A 14,271-nucleotide genomic window follows, 5' to 3' on the forward strand; every position below is an offset into this window, starting at 1 on the left:
AGGAGCATGCCATGCAGACTTTGTATCCGGAGATCAAACCCCACGCCCGCCACGAGTTGGCGGTGGACGAGCCGCACGTGCTCTACGTGGACGAGAGCGGCTCGCCGGACGGTCTGCCGGTGGTGTTCATCCACGGCGGTCCCGGCGCCGGTTGTGATGCCATGAGCCGGCGCTTCTTCGATCCCAACCTGTACCGCATCGTCACCTTCGACCAGCGTGGCTGCGGGCGCTCAACGCCCCATGCGAGCCTGGAGAAGAACACCACCTGGGACCTGGTCGCCGACATGGAACGCATCCGCGAGCACCTGGGCATCGACAAGTGGGTGCTGTTCGGCGGCTCCTGGGGCTCGACCCTGGCCCTGGCCTACGCCCAGACCCATCCCGAGCGCGTGCATGCGCTGATCCTGCGCGGCATCTTCCTGTGTCGTCCCCAGGAATTCCACTGGTTCTACCAGGAGGGCGCCAGCCGCCTGTTTCCCGACTACTGGCAGGACTACCTGGCGCCGATTCCGGTCGAGGAGCGTGGCAACCTGATGCAGGCGTTCTACAAGCGCCTGACCGGCTCCGACCAGATCGCCCAGATGCACGCGGCCAAGGCCTGGTCGAGCTGGGAGGGGCGCACCGCCACCCTGCGGCCCAACCCGCAGGTGGTCGAGCGCTTCAGCGAGGCGCACCGCGCCCTGTCGATCGCCCGCATCGAGTGCCACTACTTCGTCAACAACGCCTTCCTCGAGGCCGACCAGTTGATCCGCGACATGCCGAAGATTGCCCACCTGCCGGGGGTCATCGTGCATGGCCGCTACGACGTGATCTGCCCCCTGGACAACGCCTGGGAGCTGCACCAGGCCTGGCCCAACAGCGAGCTGCAGATCATCCGCGACGCCGGCCACTCGGCGGCCGAGGTCGGTATCACCGACGCCCTGGTGCGGGCGGCCAACCAGATTGCCCGGCGCCTGCTCAACCTGTCGCCGGACGAAGCATGAAGGCGCTGATCCAGCGGGTGCGCGGCGCCCGTGTCGAGGTCGCCGGCGAGGTGGTCGGGGCCATCGACCAGGGCTTGCTGGCGCTGGTCGGCGTGGAGCCCCAGGACAACCCCGAAAGCGTCGCCAAGCTGCTGCACAAGCTGCTCAACTACCGGGTGTTCAGCGATGCCGAGGGCAAGATGAACCTGTCCCTCGGCGACGTCGGCGGCGGCCTGCTGCTGGTCTCGCAGTTCACCCTGGCCGCCGATACTAGGAGCGGCCTGCGGCCGAGCTTCTCCAGCGCCGCACCGCCGGCCCAGGGCGCCGCCCTGTTCGAGTTGCTGGTCGAACAGGCTCGTGCCAGGCACCCGCAGGTGGCCACCGGGCGTTTCGGCGCCGAGATGCAGGTGCACCTGGTCAATGATGGGCCGGTGACCTTCCTCCTCGAGGTCTGAGCTCATCGATGGGCGCATGTGCGGCCCGCTCCAGGCCGTTGTCCTGCAGCCACTCCAGTGCCAGCTCGCGAACCTGCTGGGCCTGAAAGGCCAGCCAGGCGTCGCGCACCCGCGGCAGCGCTTCCAGCTGGTAGTCGAAGGTACGCAATGGCTTGCGCCCGGCCAGGGCGTGGCGCAGCAGGGTATGTGCGTGCGGGTCGTGCAGGCCGAACAGGAAGGCTTCGCGCAGGGCCAGGGCCTGGCCGTGGGGCAGGGGCTCGATGGCCAGGTAGCGATCCGGCTGCACGTCGTACTTCTCGTCGGCGCCCGGAGGCGGGTCGCCGGGGATGATGCTCAGCACGCTGCCGGTGGCCAGGTCGAGGTAGTGCTCGAGTTCGGCCTGGCTCAGCAGGGCCTGTTCGATACGTGCTAGGTCGAGGGTCAGGGGGCGCATGGTGGTGTGCTCCGAGTCGGGTCCTGCCCCGACAATAGCCTCGCGAGCGGGGCGCTGTCATGCCGTTCGGCGCCTATTGCCGCCGCCGGGCGGCAATAGGCGCGTGCCGCTGACGGGTCAGCCGCGCGCCAGCGCTTCGGCGACGAAGTCCAGGCGATCCTGGCCGAAGTACAGGGTGTCGCCGACGAAGAAGCTCGGTGCGCCGAACACGCCGCGCTCGACCGCCTCCTCGGTATTGGCCTTGAGCCGCTGCTTGACCGAATCCTCACCGATCAAACGGGCGAACTCGGCGCTGTCGAAACCGGCCGCTTCGAGCACCTCGGCCAGTACCTCGGGCTTGTCGAGGTGCTTCTTCTGCTGCCAGACCGCCTCGAAGATTGCGCTCATGTAGGCGTCGAAGCGGGGCGTGTCGAGATAAGCGACGGCGCCGCGCATCAGCGGCAGGGAGTTGAGCGGAAAGTGCGGGTTGAACACCAGCGGCACCCCGTAACGCGCGGCGAAGCGGTTGAGGTCCTGGAGCATGTAGCGGCCCTTGGTCGGCACACTTATCGGCGGCATGTTGCCGGTGGCCTTGAACACCGCGCCGAGCAGCATGGGCCGCCAATGGATCTGCGCATCGGCCTGTTCGGCAATTCGCGGCAGCTGGGTCCAGGCCAGGTAACTGGCGGGGCTGCCGAAGTCGAAGAAGAACTCAAACGATTTGCTCATGGTGATCCTCGTGGCGTCTTGGGTTGGGGTGGTGGAGGGGCTTTGCTGTGCGGCGCTGGTATCAAGGCGGCTGCCACTAGAAATTTTCCGTCCAGGGGCGCAGGTCCAGTTCGTGGACCCAGCAATCGCGCGGCTGACAGTGGATCTGCCAGTAGGTATCGGCAATGTGCTCGGGTTCGAGGATGCCGTCCTGTTCCTTGCGTTGGTACAGCTCGGGAAAGTTGTCGCGGATGAAGGCTGTGTCGATGGCGCCGTCGATGATCGGATGGGCGACATGGATGCCCTGGGGGCCGAGTTCCCGGGCCATGCTCTGGGCCAGGGCGCGCAGGGCGAACTTGGCGCCGGCGAAGGCGGCGAAGTTGGCGCGGCCGCGCAAGGAGGCGGTGGCACCGGTGAACAGGATGGTCCCGCGAGCCCGCGGCAGCATGACCCTGGCCGCCTCGCGGCCGGTGAGGAAGCCGGCCAGGGCAGCCATCTCCCAGACCTTGCGGTAGACCCGCTCGGTGGTATCGGTGATGGAAAACTGCACGTTGGCGCCGATGTTGAACACCACCACCGTCAGCGGCGCGACCTCGCGCTCGATGGTGGCGAACAGCTCGAGCACCTGCGCCTCCTCCCGGGCATCGCAGGCGAAGGCGCGGGCCTGGCCGCCCTCGGCCTCGATAGCGTCGACCAGCGGCTGCAACTGCTCGCCTTGACGGCGGGCGACGCAGGCGATGTAGCCCTCGCGGGCGAAGCGCCTGGCGATGGCACCGCCTGTGGCGTCGCCGGCGCCCATGACCAGGATTGCCTTGCGTTCGCTCATGCCTGTTCTCCTTGGTTCTTTTTTGGAACTGACAGGCATAGTCAATTCCATTTTGGAACCTGTCAAGCTATGGTGAGCCATTCTTTGCTGGAGACCCGTGCATGCGCTGGGAAGAACTCGATCAACAATCCTGCTCGCTGGCCCGCGCCCTGTCGGTGATTGGCGACCGCTGGACGTTGCTGGTGCTGCGCGAGTGCTTTCTCGGCATACGCCGCTTCGACGGCTTCGAGCAGCGCCTGGGGATTACCCGGCACGTGCTGGCGGACCGCCTGAAGAAGCTGGTGGAGGCGGGGCTGCTGAGCAAGGAGGCCTACCAGCAGCGGCCGTTGCGCGAGGAGTATCGGCTGACCGCCAAGGGCCTGGACCTGTATCCGGTGATGCTGGCGCTGGCCAACTGGGGCGACCGGCATATGAGTGGCACCGAGGGGCCGCCACTACGGCATGTGCACCGCGGCTGCGGTCGGCAGATGCACGGTGTGCTGGTCTGCTCGGAATGCGGCGAGGCCTTGGCGCCGGGCGCTGTGCGCCTGGAGGAGGCGCCGGGGCTGGAGGGCCAGGTGCTGCCGGCGCATTGGCAGCAAGCGCGCGGCGGCGAATCGACCTAGGGCGGCGCGGCCCCCGCGCCGGGCCTTCAGAACAGGCGGGCGAGCAGGGCGCTGACCGCCGTTTCCACGCGCAGGATGCGTTCGCCGAGCTGCACCGGCTGCAAGCCGGCCTGTTGCAGCTTTTCCACCTCGTAGGGAATCCAGCCACCTTCCGGGCCGATGGCCAGGGTCACGGCCTCGCTCACGGCTCGCGGGCAGGCCGGATAGGGCCCGGGGTGGCCGACCAGGCCGAGGCTGCCGGCGGCCAGCTGCGGCAGGCGGTCCTCGACGAAGGGTTTGAAGCGTTTCTCGATGATCACCTCGGGCAGCACGCTGTCGCGTGCCTGCTCCAGGCCGAGGATCAGCTGCTCGCGGATGGCCGCAGGCTCGAGGAAGGGGGTCTGCCAGAAGCTCTTCTCGACCCGGTAGCTGTTCAGCAGGATCAGTCGCGGTACGCCCATGGCGCTGACCGTCTGCAGCACCCGGCGCAGCATCTTCGGTCGCGGCAGGGCCAGCAGCAGGGTCAGGGGCAGCTTGGCCGGCGGAGCCTGATCGAGCTCGACCTGCAGTTCGGCGGCATCGGCGCTGAGGCTGAGCAACTGCCCACGGCCCATCAGGCCGTCCAGGCGACCGACTCGCAGGCTGTCGCCGGCTTCGGCGCGGTGCACCTCATGCAGATGCTTGAGGCGCCGGCCGCTGAGGCGCACGCGATCGGCGGCGACGAAGTCGCCGTCTTCCAGCAGCAGCAGGTTCACGGTTGCGGCGCGGGCGGCTGGTCTTCGGATTTCGCCGCTGCCTCGGCGTTGTCCTCGGTTTCCGCGTCGTGCTCGGCGCGGCGCTTGACCAGGCTGCCGAAGAATACCCCGGCCTCGAACAGCAGCCACATCGGCAGCGCCAGCAGGGTCTGGGAGAAGATGTCCGGCGGGGTCAGCACCATGCCCACGGCGAAGCAGCCGACGATGACGTAGGGGCGGCTCTTGCGCAGGCTGTCGACCTCGACGATGCCGACCCAGATCAGCAGGAAGGTCGCCACTGGGATCTCGAAAGCCACGCCGAAGGCGAAGAACAGGGTCAGGACGAAGTCCAGGTACTGGCCGATATCGGTCATCATCGCCACCCCTTCCGGGGTCACGCTGGCGAAGAAGCCGAACATGATCGGGAACACCACGAAATAGGCGAAGGCCATGCCGCCGTAGAACAGCAGGATGCTGGAAATCAGCAAGGGCACGGCGATGCGCTTCTCGTGCTTGTACAGCCCCGGCGCGATAAAGCCCCAGATCTGATGCAGGATGATCGGCATCGACAGGAACAGGGCGACCATCATGGTCAGCTTGAAGGGGGTCAGGAAGGGCGAGGCGACGCCGGTGGCGATCATCGTCGCGCCTTCCGGCAGGTAGGCCCGCAACGGTGCGGCGACCAGGGCGTAGATGTCCTGGGAGAAATAGAACAGCCCGGCAAAGAGCGCCAGAACGGCGACGACGCTGCGCAGCAGGCGCGTGCGCAGCTCGGTCAGGTGCGAGACCAGGGGCATCTCCTGGTCGCCTTCCGTTAGTCGGCTCATGGTTGTGCGGATTTATCCTGGCTGGGTTCTTTCGGGGCGCTGGCGGCGGGCTCAGCGGTCGCAGCGGGCTGCTCGGCCTTGGCCGGAGCTTCGGAGCCGGCGGGGGCCTCGCTCTTGGTCGCCGCGCCGGGGGAGAGCAGGTCCTGCTTCATCGCCTTCATTTCCCGCTCCAGCTCGAGGATCTGCTCGTTGTGCAGCTGGCGGCGGATCTCGTCGGCGCCGATCTCGCGTTCGACCTCGGCCTTGATCGCGCTGAAGCTGCGCTTGATCCGGCCGATCCACAGGCCGGCCGTGCGCACGGCGCCGGGCAGGCGCTCGGGGCCGAGCACCAGCAGGGCCACCAGGCCAATCAGCAGCAGCTCGCTAAAACCTATGTCGAACATGATGGTCGGCTCTTAGTCTTTCTTCGCCGGCTCTTCGACCTTGCGCGCCTGGGCGTCGATGGTCTGTCCCTTGTGCTCGTCCACCGCCGGCTTGTCTTCCTCGGTGTTGCCCATCGACTTGCGGAAGCCCTTGATCGCGTCGCCGATGTCGGAGCCCATGCCCTTGAGGCGCTTGGTGCCGAACAGCATGACCACGATCAGCAGGATGATCAGGAGTTGCCAAATGCTAATGCCACCGAATCCCATGATGCGTACTCCGTAATAAGTGGGGTGATCAGGTTTGCGGGCGCGCGGCTTTTTCCGCGTGCCCGGACAGGCCGAAGCGCCGGTCCAGTTCGTCCAGCACGGCCTGCGGATGCTGGCCGAGGGCGGCGAGCATGACCAGGGTGTGGAACCACAGGTCGGCGGTCTCGTAGATCAGTTCGCTGCAGTCGCCGCTGGCGGCCGCGTCCTTGGCGGCGAGAATGGTTTCCACCGATTCCTCGCCGACCTTCTCGAGAATCTTGTTCAGGCCCTTGTGGTAGAGGCTGGCGACATAGGACGAGTCGGCCGCGGCGCCCTTGCGCGCCTCCAGCACTTCGGCCAGGCGGCTGAGGGTGTCAGTCATGGCGGTGTCCTGCGCTGTAGATGGCATGCGGGTCTTTGAGCACCGCATCGACGGTTTTCCAGGCGCCGTTGTCGAACACCCGGTAGAAGCAGCTCTCGCGGCCGGTGTGGCAGGCGATGCCGCCCAACTGTTCGACCTTGAGGATGATCACGTCGGCGTCGCAGTCCAGGCGCAGCTCATGCAGCTTCTGCACATGGCCGGACTCTTCGCCCTTGCGCCACAGCTTGCCGCGCGAACGTGACCAGTAGATGGCGCGCTGCTCACTGGCGGTCAGGGCCAGGGCCTCGCGGTTCATCCAGGCCATCATCAGCACGCGGCCGGTCTGGTGGTCCTGGGCGATCGCCGGCACCAGGCCATCGCTGTTCCAGTTGATCTCGTCGAGCCAATCGTTCATCGCTACTTCCGCCCGTTTCGGGCCTGTTGGATAGAGGTCTAGTGTGCCAGTGCGGCTCGGGCCTGGCTATCGGCGCAGTACCAGGAACAGCCCGCCGGCGAGCATGGCCCAGCTCGGCCAGGCCGGCAGGCTGAGCGCCAGGCCCTGGGCGGCGGCGCCGGCCACCAGCAGGGCGCCGAGCAGGCGCGCGGGCCACTGGCGGTGGTCGGGCGCTTCGACCTGGACCAGCGGCTGCTGCTGATTGAGCCGTTCCAGGGTGTCGCGGGCCATCTGTGACAGGTGCGGCACCTGCTCGACCTGCTGTTGCAGGTTGCGCAGTAGATGGCGCGGGCTGATGCGTTCGCGCATCCAGCGCTCGAGGAAGGGCTGGGCGGTGCTCCACAGGTCCAGGTCCGGGTACAGCTGGCGGCCCAGGCCCTCGATGTTGAGCAGGGTCTTCTGCAGCAGCACCAGTTGCGGCTGCACCTCCATGTTGAAGCGTCGCGCGGTCTGGAACAGGCGCAGCAGCAGCTGGCCGAAGGAAATGTCCTTCAGCGGCCGCTCGAAAATCGGCTCGCAGACGGTGCGGATGGCCGCCTCGAAGTCGTTGACCCGGGTGGTGGCCGGCACCCAGCCGGAATCGATGTGCAGCTGGGCGACGCGGCGGTAGTCGCGCTTGAAGAAGGCGATCAGGTTGCGCGCCAGGTAGTCCTGGTCCTCGGGCGTGAGGCTGCCGATGATGCCGCAGTCGATGGCGATGTATTGCGGGTTCCACGGCTGGTGGGTGCTGACGAAGATGTTGCCGGGGTGCATGTCGGCGTGGAAGAAGCTGTCGCGGAACACCTGGGTGAAGAAGATCTCCACGCCGCGCTCGGCCAGCAGCTTCATGTCGGTGCGCTGGTCGGCGAGGCTGGCCAGGTCGGTCACCGGCAGGCCGTAAATGCGCTCCATCACCAGCACCTTGGGCCGGCACAGGTCCCAGTACACCTGGGGCACGTAGAGCAGCGGCGAGCCCTCGAAGTTGCGCCTCAGCTGGCTGGCGTTGGCCGCCTCGCGCAGCAGGTCGAGCTCGTCGTAGATGGTCTTCTCGTAATCGCCGACCACTTCCACCGGGCGCAGGCGGCGGGCATCCGGCGAGGCCTTCTCGGCCAGCTTGGCGAGCAGGAACAGCCAGGCCAGGTCCTGGCGGATCACCGGCTTGAGGCCGGGGCGGATCACCTTGACCACCACTTCCTCGCCGCTCTTGAGCTGCGCCGCATGCACCTGGGCGACCGAGGCGGAGGCCAGCGGCTTGGTGTCGAAGCGGGCGAACACCTCGCCGACCTTGGCCCCCAGCTGGGCCTCGATCAGGGCCAGGGAGTGGGCCGGGTCGAAGGGCGGCACCTGGTCCTGCAGCTTGGCCAGCTCGTCGGCCACGTCCGGGGGCAACAGGTCGCGGCGGGTGGACAGCAGCTGGCCGAACTTGATGAAGATCGGCCCCAGTTCCTCCAGGGCCAGGCGCAGGCGGGCGCCGCGCGACAGCGCATGCACGCGGCGCGGCAGCCAGTGCCAGGGCAGCGCATAGCGCAGGGCACGCAGCCACAGCGGCAACGGCAGGTCGAACAGCAGATCGTCCAGCTGATAGCGGATGATCACGCGCTGAATGCGCAACAGGCGGCGAACGGCGAGCAGCTTCATGGGGTGGGCTTATGGCGTTGGGCGATGCGTTCGATACGCGCATCGAGACGATCGAGGGCGAGCTTGAGGCCGTCCAGCTCGGCGAAGCGCGCATCGGCTTCGCGGCGGCCGACCAGGCTGCGCGACTCCTCGCTGAGGTAGTCGGCGAGGTTCAGGCGCAGGCTGTCGAGGCTCTGTGCGGTCCAGCTGGCGCGGCTGCGCAGGTGGTTGCCGAGCAGCTGGCCGGCGACCGGGCCGAGCCAGCGCGCCAGCTCGTACTCCCAGTCCAGCTCGAGGTCCTGGAGAATGCCGACCAGCTCCAGCAGTGCCGCGCTGTCGCCATCCAGGTCGACCTCGGGGCTGTGCAGAACGGCGCTCTTGTCCGCGCTGGTGGCCAGTCGCAGCAGGCTGGCGGCCGGCCCGCGCAGGCGGCAGTCGGCGTCGCCGGCCCAGTTGGCCGCCAGGCGCAGGCCTTGCTCGTCGGCCAGGATGAACAGCTGCAGGCTGGGTTGCCGGCAGTCGAGTTCGATCACCCGGCCGCGCAGGCGGGCCAGGCGCGGCAGCGCCGTGCCGTCCATGGCCAGTACCCGGTTGAGGCCGTGTTCGACCCCGGCCAGCAGCCCGTCCAGCAGCATCAGGGCTTGATACCGCGGTGCAGGGCGACGATACCGCCGGTCATGTTGTGGTAGGTGACCCGCTCGAAGCCGGCATCGGCCATCATCGCCTTGAGGGTGTCCTGGTCCGGGTGCATGCGGATCGACTCGGCCAGGTAGCGGTAGCTCTCGGCGTCGTTGGTGATCAGCTTGCCCATCAGCGGCATGAAGCTGAACGAGTAGGTGTCATAGACCTTCGACAGCAGCTCGCTGGAGGGCTTGGAGAACTCCAGCACCAGCAGGCGGCCGCCGGGCTTGAGCACGCGCAGCATGGAGCGCAGGGCGTCTTCCTTGTGGGTCACGTTGCGCAGGCCGAAGGCAATGGTCACGCAGTCGAAGTGGTTGTCCGGGAACGGCAGCTTCTCGGCGTCGGCCTGGACGAACTTGACGTTGCCGGCCACGCCGCGGTCGAGCAGGCGGTCACGGCCGACCTTGAGCATCGACTCGTTGATGTCGGCCAGCACCACCTCGCCCTGGGGGCCGACCAGGCGGGCGAACTGCTTGGTCAGGTCGCCGGTGCCGCCGGCGATGTCCAGCACCCGGTTGCCCAGGCGCACGCCCGACAGTTCGATGGTGAAGCGCTTCCACAGGCGGTGCATGCCGCCGGAGAGCAGGTCGTTCATCAGGTCGTATTTGGCGGCCACCGAGTGGAAGACTTCGGCGACCTTCTGCGCCTTCTGGCTTTCCGGAACATCCTGGAAGCCGAAGTGCGTGGTGGGTTCGCTGTCGCTGCGCTTGTCGGTCATGACGCCCTTACCTAAAGAGAGGCTGAATCAAAGTGGCGGCCATTCTAAACCTGCGGCCTACCTTTGTCTTGACGTGCGCGGCGCCGCGCCGCGCGAGGACCGGCCCGGGGCTGATATAGTCGCGCGATCGAAGGTCGCAGTGAGGAGAAAGGCCATGACCAGAATCACCGTGGAACGCCCCCATAGCCTCGGCCGCGAGGCGGCCCGGGCGAAAGCCGAACAGCTGGCCGAGCGCCTGGCCCGCGAGTTCGACGTGAAGTATCGCTGGACTGGCGACACCCTGGAGTTCAAGCGCAGCGGCGCCGATGGGCGTATCGAGGTCGGCGAGGACCGGGTCCACGTGGAGCTCAAGCTCGGCCTGCTGCTGTCGGCCATGGGCGGCAGCATCAAGCGGCAGATCGAAGAGGTGCTGGACAAGAGTCTCAAGGCCTGAGACGAGTTCGTCGCACGATTTTCGGCGGCTAGTATGCGGTTTCTAATTTTCCTCGATACCTTGGTGCCAAGCCTGCATTCCGTGGGCGTTTCCTCAAATCACCGCGCATGAGGTGCACCATGTCGAAAGTCGCAATCAAGAAGAAAGCCGAAGTCGAAGCCGAAGCCAAAGCCGGCGTGCTGGGTGACGTCAAAGTCTACGCCCGCAAGGTCTGGCTGGCCGGTCTCGGAGCCTACGCCAAGGCGGGTCAGGAAGGCGCCGAATACTTCAAGGAACTGGTCAAGGCCGGTGAAGGCGTCGAAGAGCAGGGCAAGAAGCTGGTCGGTGAGCAGGTCGAGGCGGCCAACAGCCAGCTCGACGGCGTGAAGAACCGCGTCAGCAGCGTCAAGGGCAAGGTCGACGTGCAAATCGACAAGATCGAGAAGGCTTTCGACAATCGTGTGGCCGGCGCCCTCAAGCGTATCGGCATCCCGACCAAGCAAGATATCGAAGAGCTCTCTGCTAAGCTGGATGAACTGGGCGCATTGCTCGAGCATGTCGCGCGTAGCAAATAAAGGAGAGCAGGATGGCTGTTAAGAAGAAATCCGAGAAACAGACCAGCTCCTGGATCGGCGAGGTCGAGAAGTACTCGCGCCAGATCTGGTTGGCCGGCTTGGGTGCCTACTCCAAGGTCAGCAAGGACGGCACCAAGCTCTTCGATTCACTGGTTCAGGATGGCGAGAAGGCCGAGAAGCAGGCCAAGAGCGGCGTCGACAAGCAGGTCGATGCGGTGAAGTCCACTGTCGAGTCGAAAGTGGGCTCCGCGCGCTCCAAGGTCGACGAAGTCAAGGACAAGGCCATCGGCAAGTGGGGCGAACTGGAGGAGGCTTTCGACAAGCGCCTGCACAATGCCATCTCGCGTCTCGGCGTACCCAGCCGCAGCGAGGTCAAGGCGCTCAACGACAAGGTCGAGAGCCTGACCAAGCAGATCGAGCAGCTGACCGGCGTCAGCGCCAAGTCGGTCGCGCCTGCCCGCAAGACCGCCACCAAGGCAGCGGCCAAGCCCGCCGCCAAGGCTGCCGCTAAGCCGGCGACCAAGGCCGCGGCCAAGCCTGCGCCGAAAGCCGCCGCGAAACCGGCGGCCAAGGCGGAGCCGGTTGCCGAGGCGGTAGCCAAGGCTGCCAAGCCGGCGGCGGCGAAGAAGCCGGCGGTGAAGAAGACGCCGTTGGCCAAGGTCGTGGCGCCGGCTTCTTCCGAGCCGGCGGTGCCTGCGGCCGCAGTGGCGCCGGCCGATGCGCCAGCAGCAACCACGCCTACCAGCCAGTCCTGAGGCTGAGCGTGTTACCCGCAAACGCCCGACCTCGTGTCGGGCGTTTGCGTTTCCGGGCTCAGGCTTCCAGGTAGCGCCGGGCCAGCTGCTCGGCAGCCTGTCGCGATTCGCTGGTCAGGTGCGGGGCCACCAGCATCATCACCTGATACACCACCAGGCGGCTCTCGCCCTCTTCGCCGAGAATGCGCTGGTAGTCGAGGGAGAACAGCAGGGTCAGGGTGATCTGCTCGACCAGCTGGCCCAGGGCCTGGGTCTCGCTGACCAGCTGATCCTCCGCTTTCAGCCGCGCCAGCAGGGTGGCCAGGGTGCGCTTCAGCACGTTGAGCCACTGGCGGATGCCGCGGGCCAGCTTGGGCAGGCGTCCGGCCAGGTTGGACAGGTCCTGGAACAGGAAGCGGTAATGGGCCAGGCGCTCGACGATCAGGTGCAGGAACAGCCAGTAATCCTCGACATCCAGACGCGCGTCGGCGGGCGGGTCGAGCAGCGGGGCCAGTTCCTCCTTGAAACGCTCGAACAGGCCGAGGATCAGCGGCTCCTTGCCGTGGAAGTGGTAGTACAGGTTGCCCGGGCTGATGCCCAGTTCGTTGGCGATCTCCAGGGTGGAGACATTGGGTTCGCCCTGCTGATTGAACAGCAGCAGGGCGCATTCGAGGATGCGGTCACGAGTTTTCATCGACTGTTCTTATAGGGCCGCGTGAGGGGGGTACAGCCTGCCCGGGCAAATGTCCGGGCAGCGGTTGATCGACTCAGCGCACGTGCACATAGGTGCCAGGCGCCGCTTCCAGGCTCGGGTATTGCGCGCTGCCCAGGGCAGGGTCGGTCTCGCGCTGCTCGCCGGAGCGCTGCTGGATCCATTCCAGCCACTGCGGCCACCAGCTGCCATCGTGTTTGCGGGCGTCGTGGTACCAGGCGCGCGGGTCGCCGGTCAGCTTGGGGCTTTCCAGGAAGGTCGCCTTGGGGTTGCCGGGCGGGTTGAGGATGCTCTGGATATGCCCGCTGTTGGACAGGATGAAGCGCCGCTCACCGCCCAGCAGCAGTGTCGAGCGGTACACCGAATCCCAGGGCGTGATGTGGTCGTTGATCCCGGCCACGCTGAAACTGTCGACGCCGACTTTGCGCAGATCGATCGGGGTGCCGCAGACTTCCAGGCCACCGGCGTGGCTCAGCGGGTTGTACTTGAAGAAGTCGATCAGGTCGCCGTGCAGCGCGGCCGGCAGGCGGGTGCAGTCGTTGTTCCAGTAGAGGATGTCGAAGGCCGGCGGCTGTTTGCCGAGCAGGTAGTTGTTGACCCAGTAATTCCAGATCAGGTCGTTGGGGCGCATCCAGGCGAATACCCGGGCCATGTCGCGGCCGTCCAGCACGCCTTGCTGGTAGGAGCGACGCTTGGCGGCCTCGAGGGTCTGCTCGTCGGCGAAGAGCATGGCCGGGCTGTCCACCTGGCTGTCGAGCAGGCTGACCATATAGGTGGCGCTGGCGACCTTGCGCAGTTGCCGCTTGGCCTGCAGGTGGCCCTGCAGGGCGGCAATGGTCAGGCCGCCGGCACAGGCCCCCAGCAGGTTGACCGATTTGCTGCCGGTGATCGCCCGGCAGGCGTCCATGGCTTCTTCCAGGGCCTGCACATAGGTCGACAGGCCCCACTCGCGGTGGCGGGCATCGGGGTTGCGCCAGCTGATGATGAAGGTCTGCAGGCCGTTCTTCAGGGCGTACTGGACGAAGCTCTTCTCGTTGGACAGGTCGAATATGTAGTACTTGTTGATCTGCGGCGGCACGACCAGCAAGGGCTGCAGGTACTGCTTCTCGCTCATCGGCTTGTACTGGATCAGCTCCAGCAAGTCATTGCGAAACACCACCGCGCCAGGCGTGGCGGCCAGGTTGCGACCGACCTCGAAGGCCTGCTTGCTGACCTGACTGGGCAGCCCATGGTTGTGCAGCAGGTCGTCGAGCAGCTGGCCGAGGCCCTTGATCAGGCTGGTGCCGCCACTGTTGAGCAGTTCCTTGAGTGCCAGCGGGTTGAGCGGGGAGTTGGAGGGCGCCAGGGCATCATTGAGCATGGCCGTGACGAAGCGGGCGCGGGCGCGGTCGTCGGCGGACAGGCTGCTTTCGTCGATCCAGCGATTGAGCTGCTGTTGCCAGGCCAGATAGGCCTGCAGGCCACGGCGGTACAGGGGGTTGAGCTGCCAGGTGGGGTCGGCGAAGCGCGTATCCTGCGGGTTGACCTTGTGTGGCGTGTCGCCGAGCAGCACTCGCCCCAGCTGCCCGCCCAGGGCCAGGGCATGGCGGGCGCTGTGCACCGGCTGCCGGATGCCCTGCAGGGCCAGGGTGCGCAGGGTCGACAGCAGGTCGCGGCCGCGCAGGCCGACCACCGCATTCTGGGCAGTCATGAAGGTGGCAGGGGCTGGTAAGGCGCCGATACGTGGCTTTTCTCGCATGGGGCAACACTCCGTCGTCTATCCGCTGAGATCCGAATACCGCTGCTCGCAGCAAGGCCTGTACCAAGGCGCGCAAATGGCAGCGCGCAGCGCCGCTGCCGGGTTAGTGTTATTAGCCTGAGCCCTCTGTTGGGTCAAGTGGCTGAGTGCCGCACTGCGCTGGTGCGGCAGCCT

Annotated in this window: 20 protein-coding genes; 6 read left to right on the forward strand and 14 right to left on the reverse strand. The window is 66.6% G+C overall.

Annotation, left to right across the window (positions count from 1 at the left end; translation table 11 throughout):
* The first annotated feature begins 11 nt into the window (after positions 1–11).
* On the forward strand, positions 12–983 hold the full coding sequence (gene pip / locus LPB260_RS22255; protein ID WP_208708034.1) for a prolyl aminopeptidase: 972 nt from the start codon (positions 12–14) through the stop codon (positions 981–983).
* Entirely contained in the window at positions 980–1,417 is a 438-nt protein-coding gene (gene dtd, locus LPB260_RS22260) for a D-aminoacyl-tRNA deacylase (RefSeq protein WP_208708035.1), read from the forward strand. Before pip ends, dtd begins: the two co-directional genes overlap by 4 nt.
* Here the strand turns inward: dtd and LPB260_RS22265 are convergent.
* The 3 genes from LPB260_RS22265 to LPB260_RS22275 all read right to left on the reverse strand — a co-directional run bounded on the left by LPB260_RS22265 (position 1,380) and on the right by LPB260_RS22275 (position 3,363).
* Positions 1,380–1,850, reverse strand: coding sequence for a UPF0158 family protein (locus tag LPB260_RS22265; RefSeq protein ID WP_208708036.1), 471 nt, complete (start codon positions 1,848–1,850; stop codon positions 1,380–1,382). The two genes, dtd and LPB260_RS22265, sit on opposite strands and share 38 nt — an antisense overlap.
* A 117-nt stretch (positions 1,851–1,967) precedes the next feature.
* Positions 1,968–2,558, reverse strand: a complete 591-nt coding sequence (locus LPB260_RS22270) for a 2-hydroxychromene-2-carboxylate isomerase (RefSeq protein WP_208708037.1) — start codon at positions 2,556–2,558, stop codon at positions 1,968–1,970.
* Between the two features lie 76 nt (positions 2,559–2,634).
* Positions 2,635–3,363, reverse strand: coding sequence for an SDR family oxidoreductase (locus tag LPB260_RS22275; RefSeq protein WP_208708038.1), 729 nt, complete (start codon positions 3,361–3,363; stop codon positions 2,635–2,637).
* Positions 3,364–3,464: 101 nt separating this feature from the next.
* On the opposite strand from LPB260_RS22275, the gene LPB260_RS22280 reads away from it, so the two are divergent.
* Positions 3,465–3,968, forward strand: coding sequence for a helix-turn-helix domain-containing protein (locus tag LPB260_RS22280; protein WP_208708039.1), 504 nt, complete (start codon positions 3,465–3,467; stop codon positions 3,966–3,968).
* 26 nt (positions 3,969–3,994) lie between these two features.
* Here LPB260_RS22280 and LPB260_RS22285 read toward each other — a convergent pair whose 3' ends face one another.
* The 9 genes from LPB260_RS22285 to ubiE form a co-directional block, all read right to left on the reverse strand.
* Positions 3,995–4,702 (reverse strand): 16S rRNA (uracil(1498)-N(3))-methyltransferase, encoded by a 708-nt coding sequence (locus LPB260_RS22285; protein ID WP_208708040.1) that lies wholly within the window; start codon positions 4,700–4,702, stop codon positions 3,995–3,997.
* On the reverse strand, positions 4,699–5,508 hold the full coding sequence (tatC, locus tag LPB260_RS22290; RefSeq protein WP_208708041.1) for a twin-arginine translocase subunit TatC: 810 nt from the start codon (positions 5,506–5,508) through the stop codon (positions 4,699–4,701). The genes LPB260_RS22285 and tatC overlap by 4 nt, the downstream gene beginning before the upstream one ends.
* Entirely contained in the window at positions 5,505–5,891 is a 387-nt protein-coding gene (tatB, locus tag LPB260_RS22295) for a Sec-independent protein translocase protein TatB (RefSeq protein WP_208708042.1), read from the reverse strand. Before tatB ends, tatC begins: the two co-directional genes overlap by 4 nt.
* A 12-nt stretch (positions 5,892–5,903) precedes the next feature.
* Complete coding sequence (gene tatA, locus LPB260_RS22300) at positions 5,904–6,137, reverse strand: twin-arginine translocase TatA/TatE family subunit (protein ID WP_208708043.1); 234 nt, start codon at positions 6,135–6,137, stop codon at positions 5,904–5,906.
* A 28-nt stretch (positions 6,138–6,165) separates the two neighbouring features.
* The gene (locus tag LPB260_RS22305) at positions 6,166–6,498 is read right to left on the reverse strand and encodes a phosphoribosyl-ATP diphosphatase (RefSeq protein WP_208708044.1); all 333 of its coding nucleotides are present in this window, start codon (positions 6,496–6,498) and stop codon (positions 6,166–6,168) included.
* Positions 6,491–6,892, reverse strand: a complete 402-nt coding sequence (hisI, locus tag LPB260_RS22310; protein WP_208708045.1) for a phosphoribosyl-AMP cyclohydrolase — start codon at positions 6,890–6,892, stop codon at positions 6,491–6,493. The genes LPB260_RS22305 and hisI overlap by 8 nt, the downstream gene beginning before the upstream one ends.
* Before the next feature lie 66 nt (positions 6,893–6,958).
* A complete protein-coding gene (ubiB, locus tag LPB260_RS22315) occupies positions 6,959–8,548 on the reverse strand; it encodes a ubiquinone biosynthesis regulatory protein kinase UbiB (protein WP_208708046.1) in 1,590 nt (529 codons plus the stop codon).
* A complete protein-coding gene (locus LPB260_RS22320; protein ID WP_208708047.1) occupies positions 8,545–9,162 on the reverse strand; it encodes an SCP2 domain-containing protein in 618 nt (205 codons plus the stop codon). The genes ubiB and LPB260_RS22320 overlap by 4 nt, the downstream gene beginning before the upstream one ends.
* Entirely contained in the window at positions 9,162–9,926 is a 765-nt protein-coding gene (gene ubiE / locus LPB260_RS22325) for a bifunctional demethylmenaquinone methyltransferase/2-methoxy-6-polyprenyl-1,4-benzoquinol methylase UbiE (protein WP_208708048.1), read from the reverse strand. Before ubiE ends, LPB260_RS22320 begins: the two co-directional genes overlap by 1 nt.
* 154 nt (positions 9,927–10,080) lie before the next feature.
* On the opposite strand from ubiE, the gene LPB260_RS22330 reads away from it, so the two are divergent.
* The 3 genes from LPB260_RS22330 (at position 10,081) to LPB260_RS22340 (ending at position 11,668) form a co-directional block, all read left to right on the forward strand.
* A complete protein-coding gene (locus LPB260_RS22330; RefSeq protein WP_208708049.1) occupies positions 10,081–10,359 on the forward strand; it encodes a polyhydroxyalkanoic acid system family protein in 279 nt (92 codons plus the stop codon).
* Between the two features lie 119 nt (positions 10,360–10,478).
* On the forward strand, positions 10,479–10,913 hold the full coding sequence (locus tag LPB260_RS22335) for a phasin family protein (RefSeq protein ID WP_208708050.1): 435 nt from the start codon (positions 10,479–10,481) through the stop codon (positions 10,911–10,913).
* 11 nt (positions 10,914–10,924) lie between these two features.
* Positions 10,925–11,668, forward strand: coding sequence for a phasin family protein (locus LPB260_RS22340; protein ID WP_208708051.1), 744 nt, complete (start codon positions 10,925–10,927; stop codon positions 11,666–11,668).
* Positions 11,669–11,726: 58 nt separating this feature from the next.
* Here the strand turns inward: LPB260_RS22340 and LPB260_RS22345 are convergent, their stop codons facing one another.
* Complete coding sequence (locus tag LPB260_RS22345; RefSeq protein ID WP_208708052.1) at positions 11,727–12,341, reverse strand: TetR/AcrR family transcriptional regulator; 615 nt, start codon at positions 12,339–12,341, stop codon at positions 11,727–11,729.
* Positions 12,342–12,414: 73 nt separating this feature from the next.
* On the reverse strand, positions 12,415–14,097 hold the full coding sequence (gene phaC, locus LPB260_RS22350; protein ID WP_208708053.1) for a class II poly(R)-hydroxyalkanoic acid synthase: 1,683 nt from the start codon (positions 14,095–14,097) through the stop codon (positions 12,415–12,417).
* Positions 14,098–14,271 lie beyond the last annotated feature (174 nt).

The organism is Pseudomonas sp. LPB0260, from assembly GCF_013388395.1.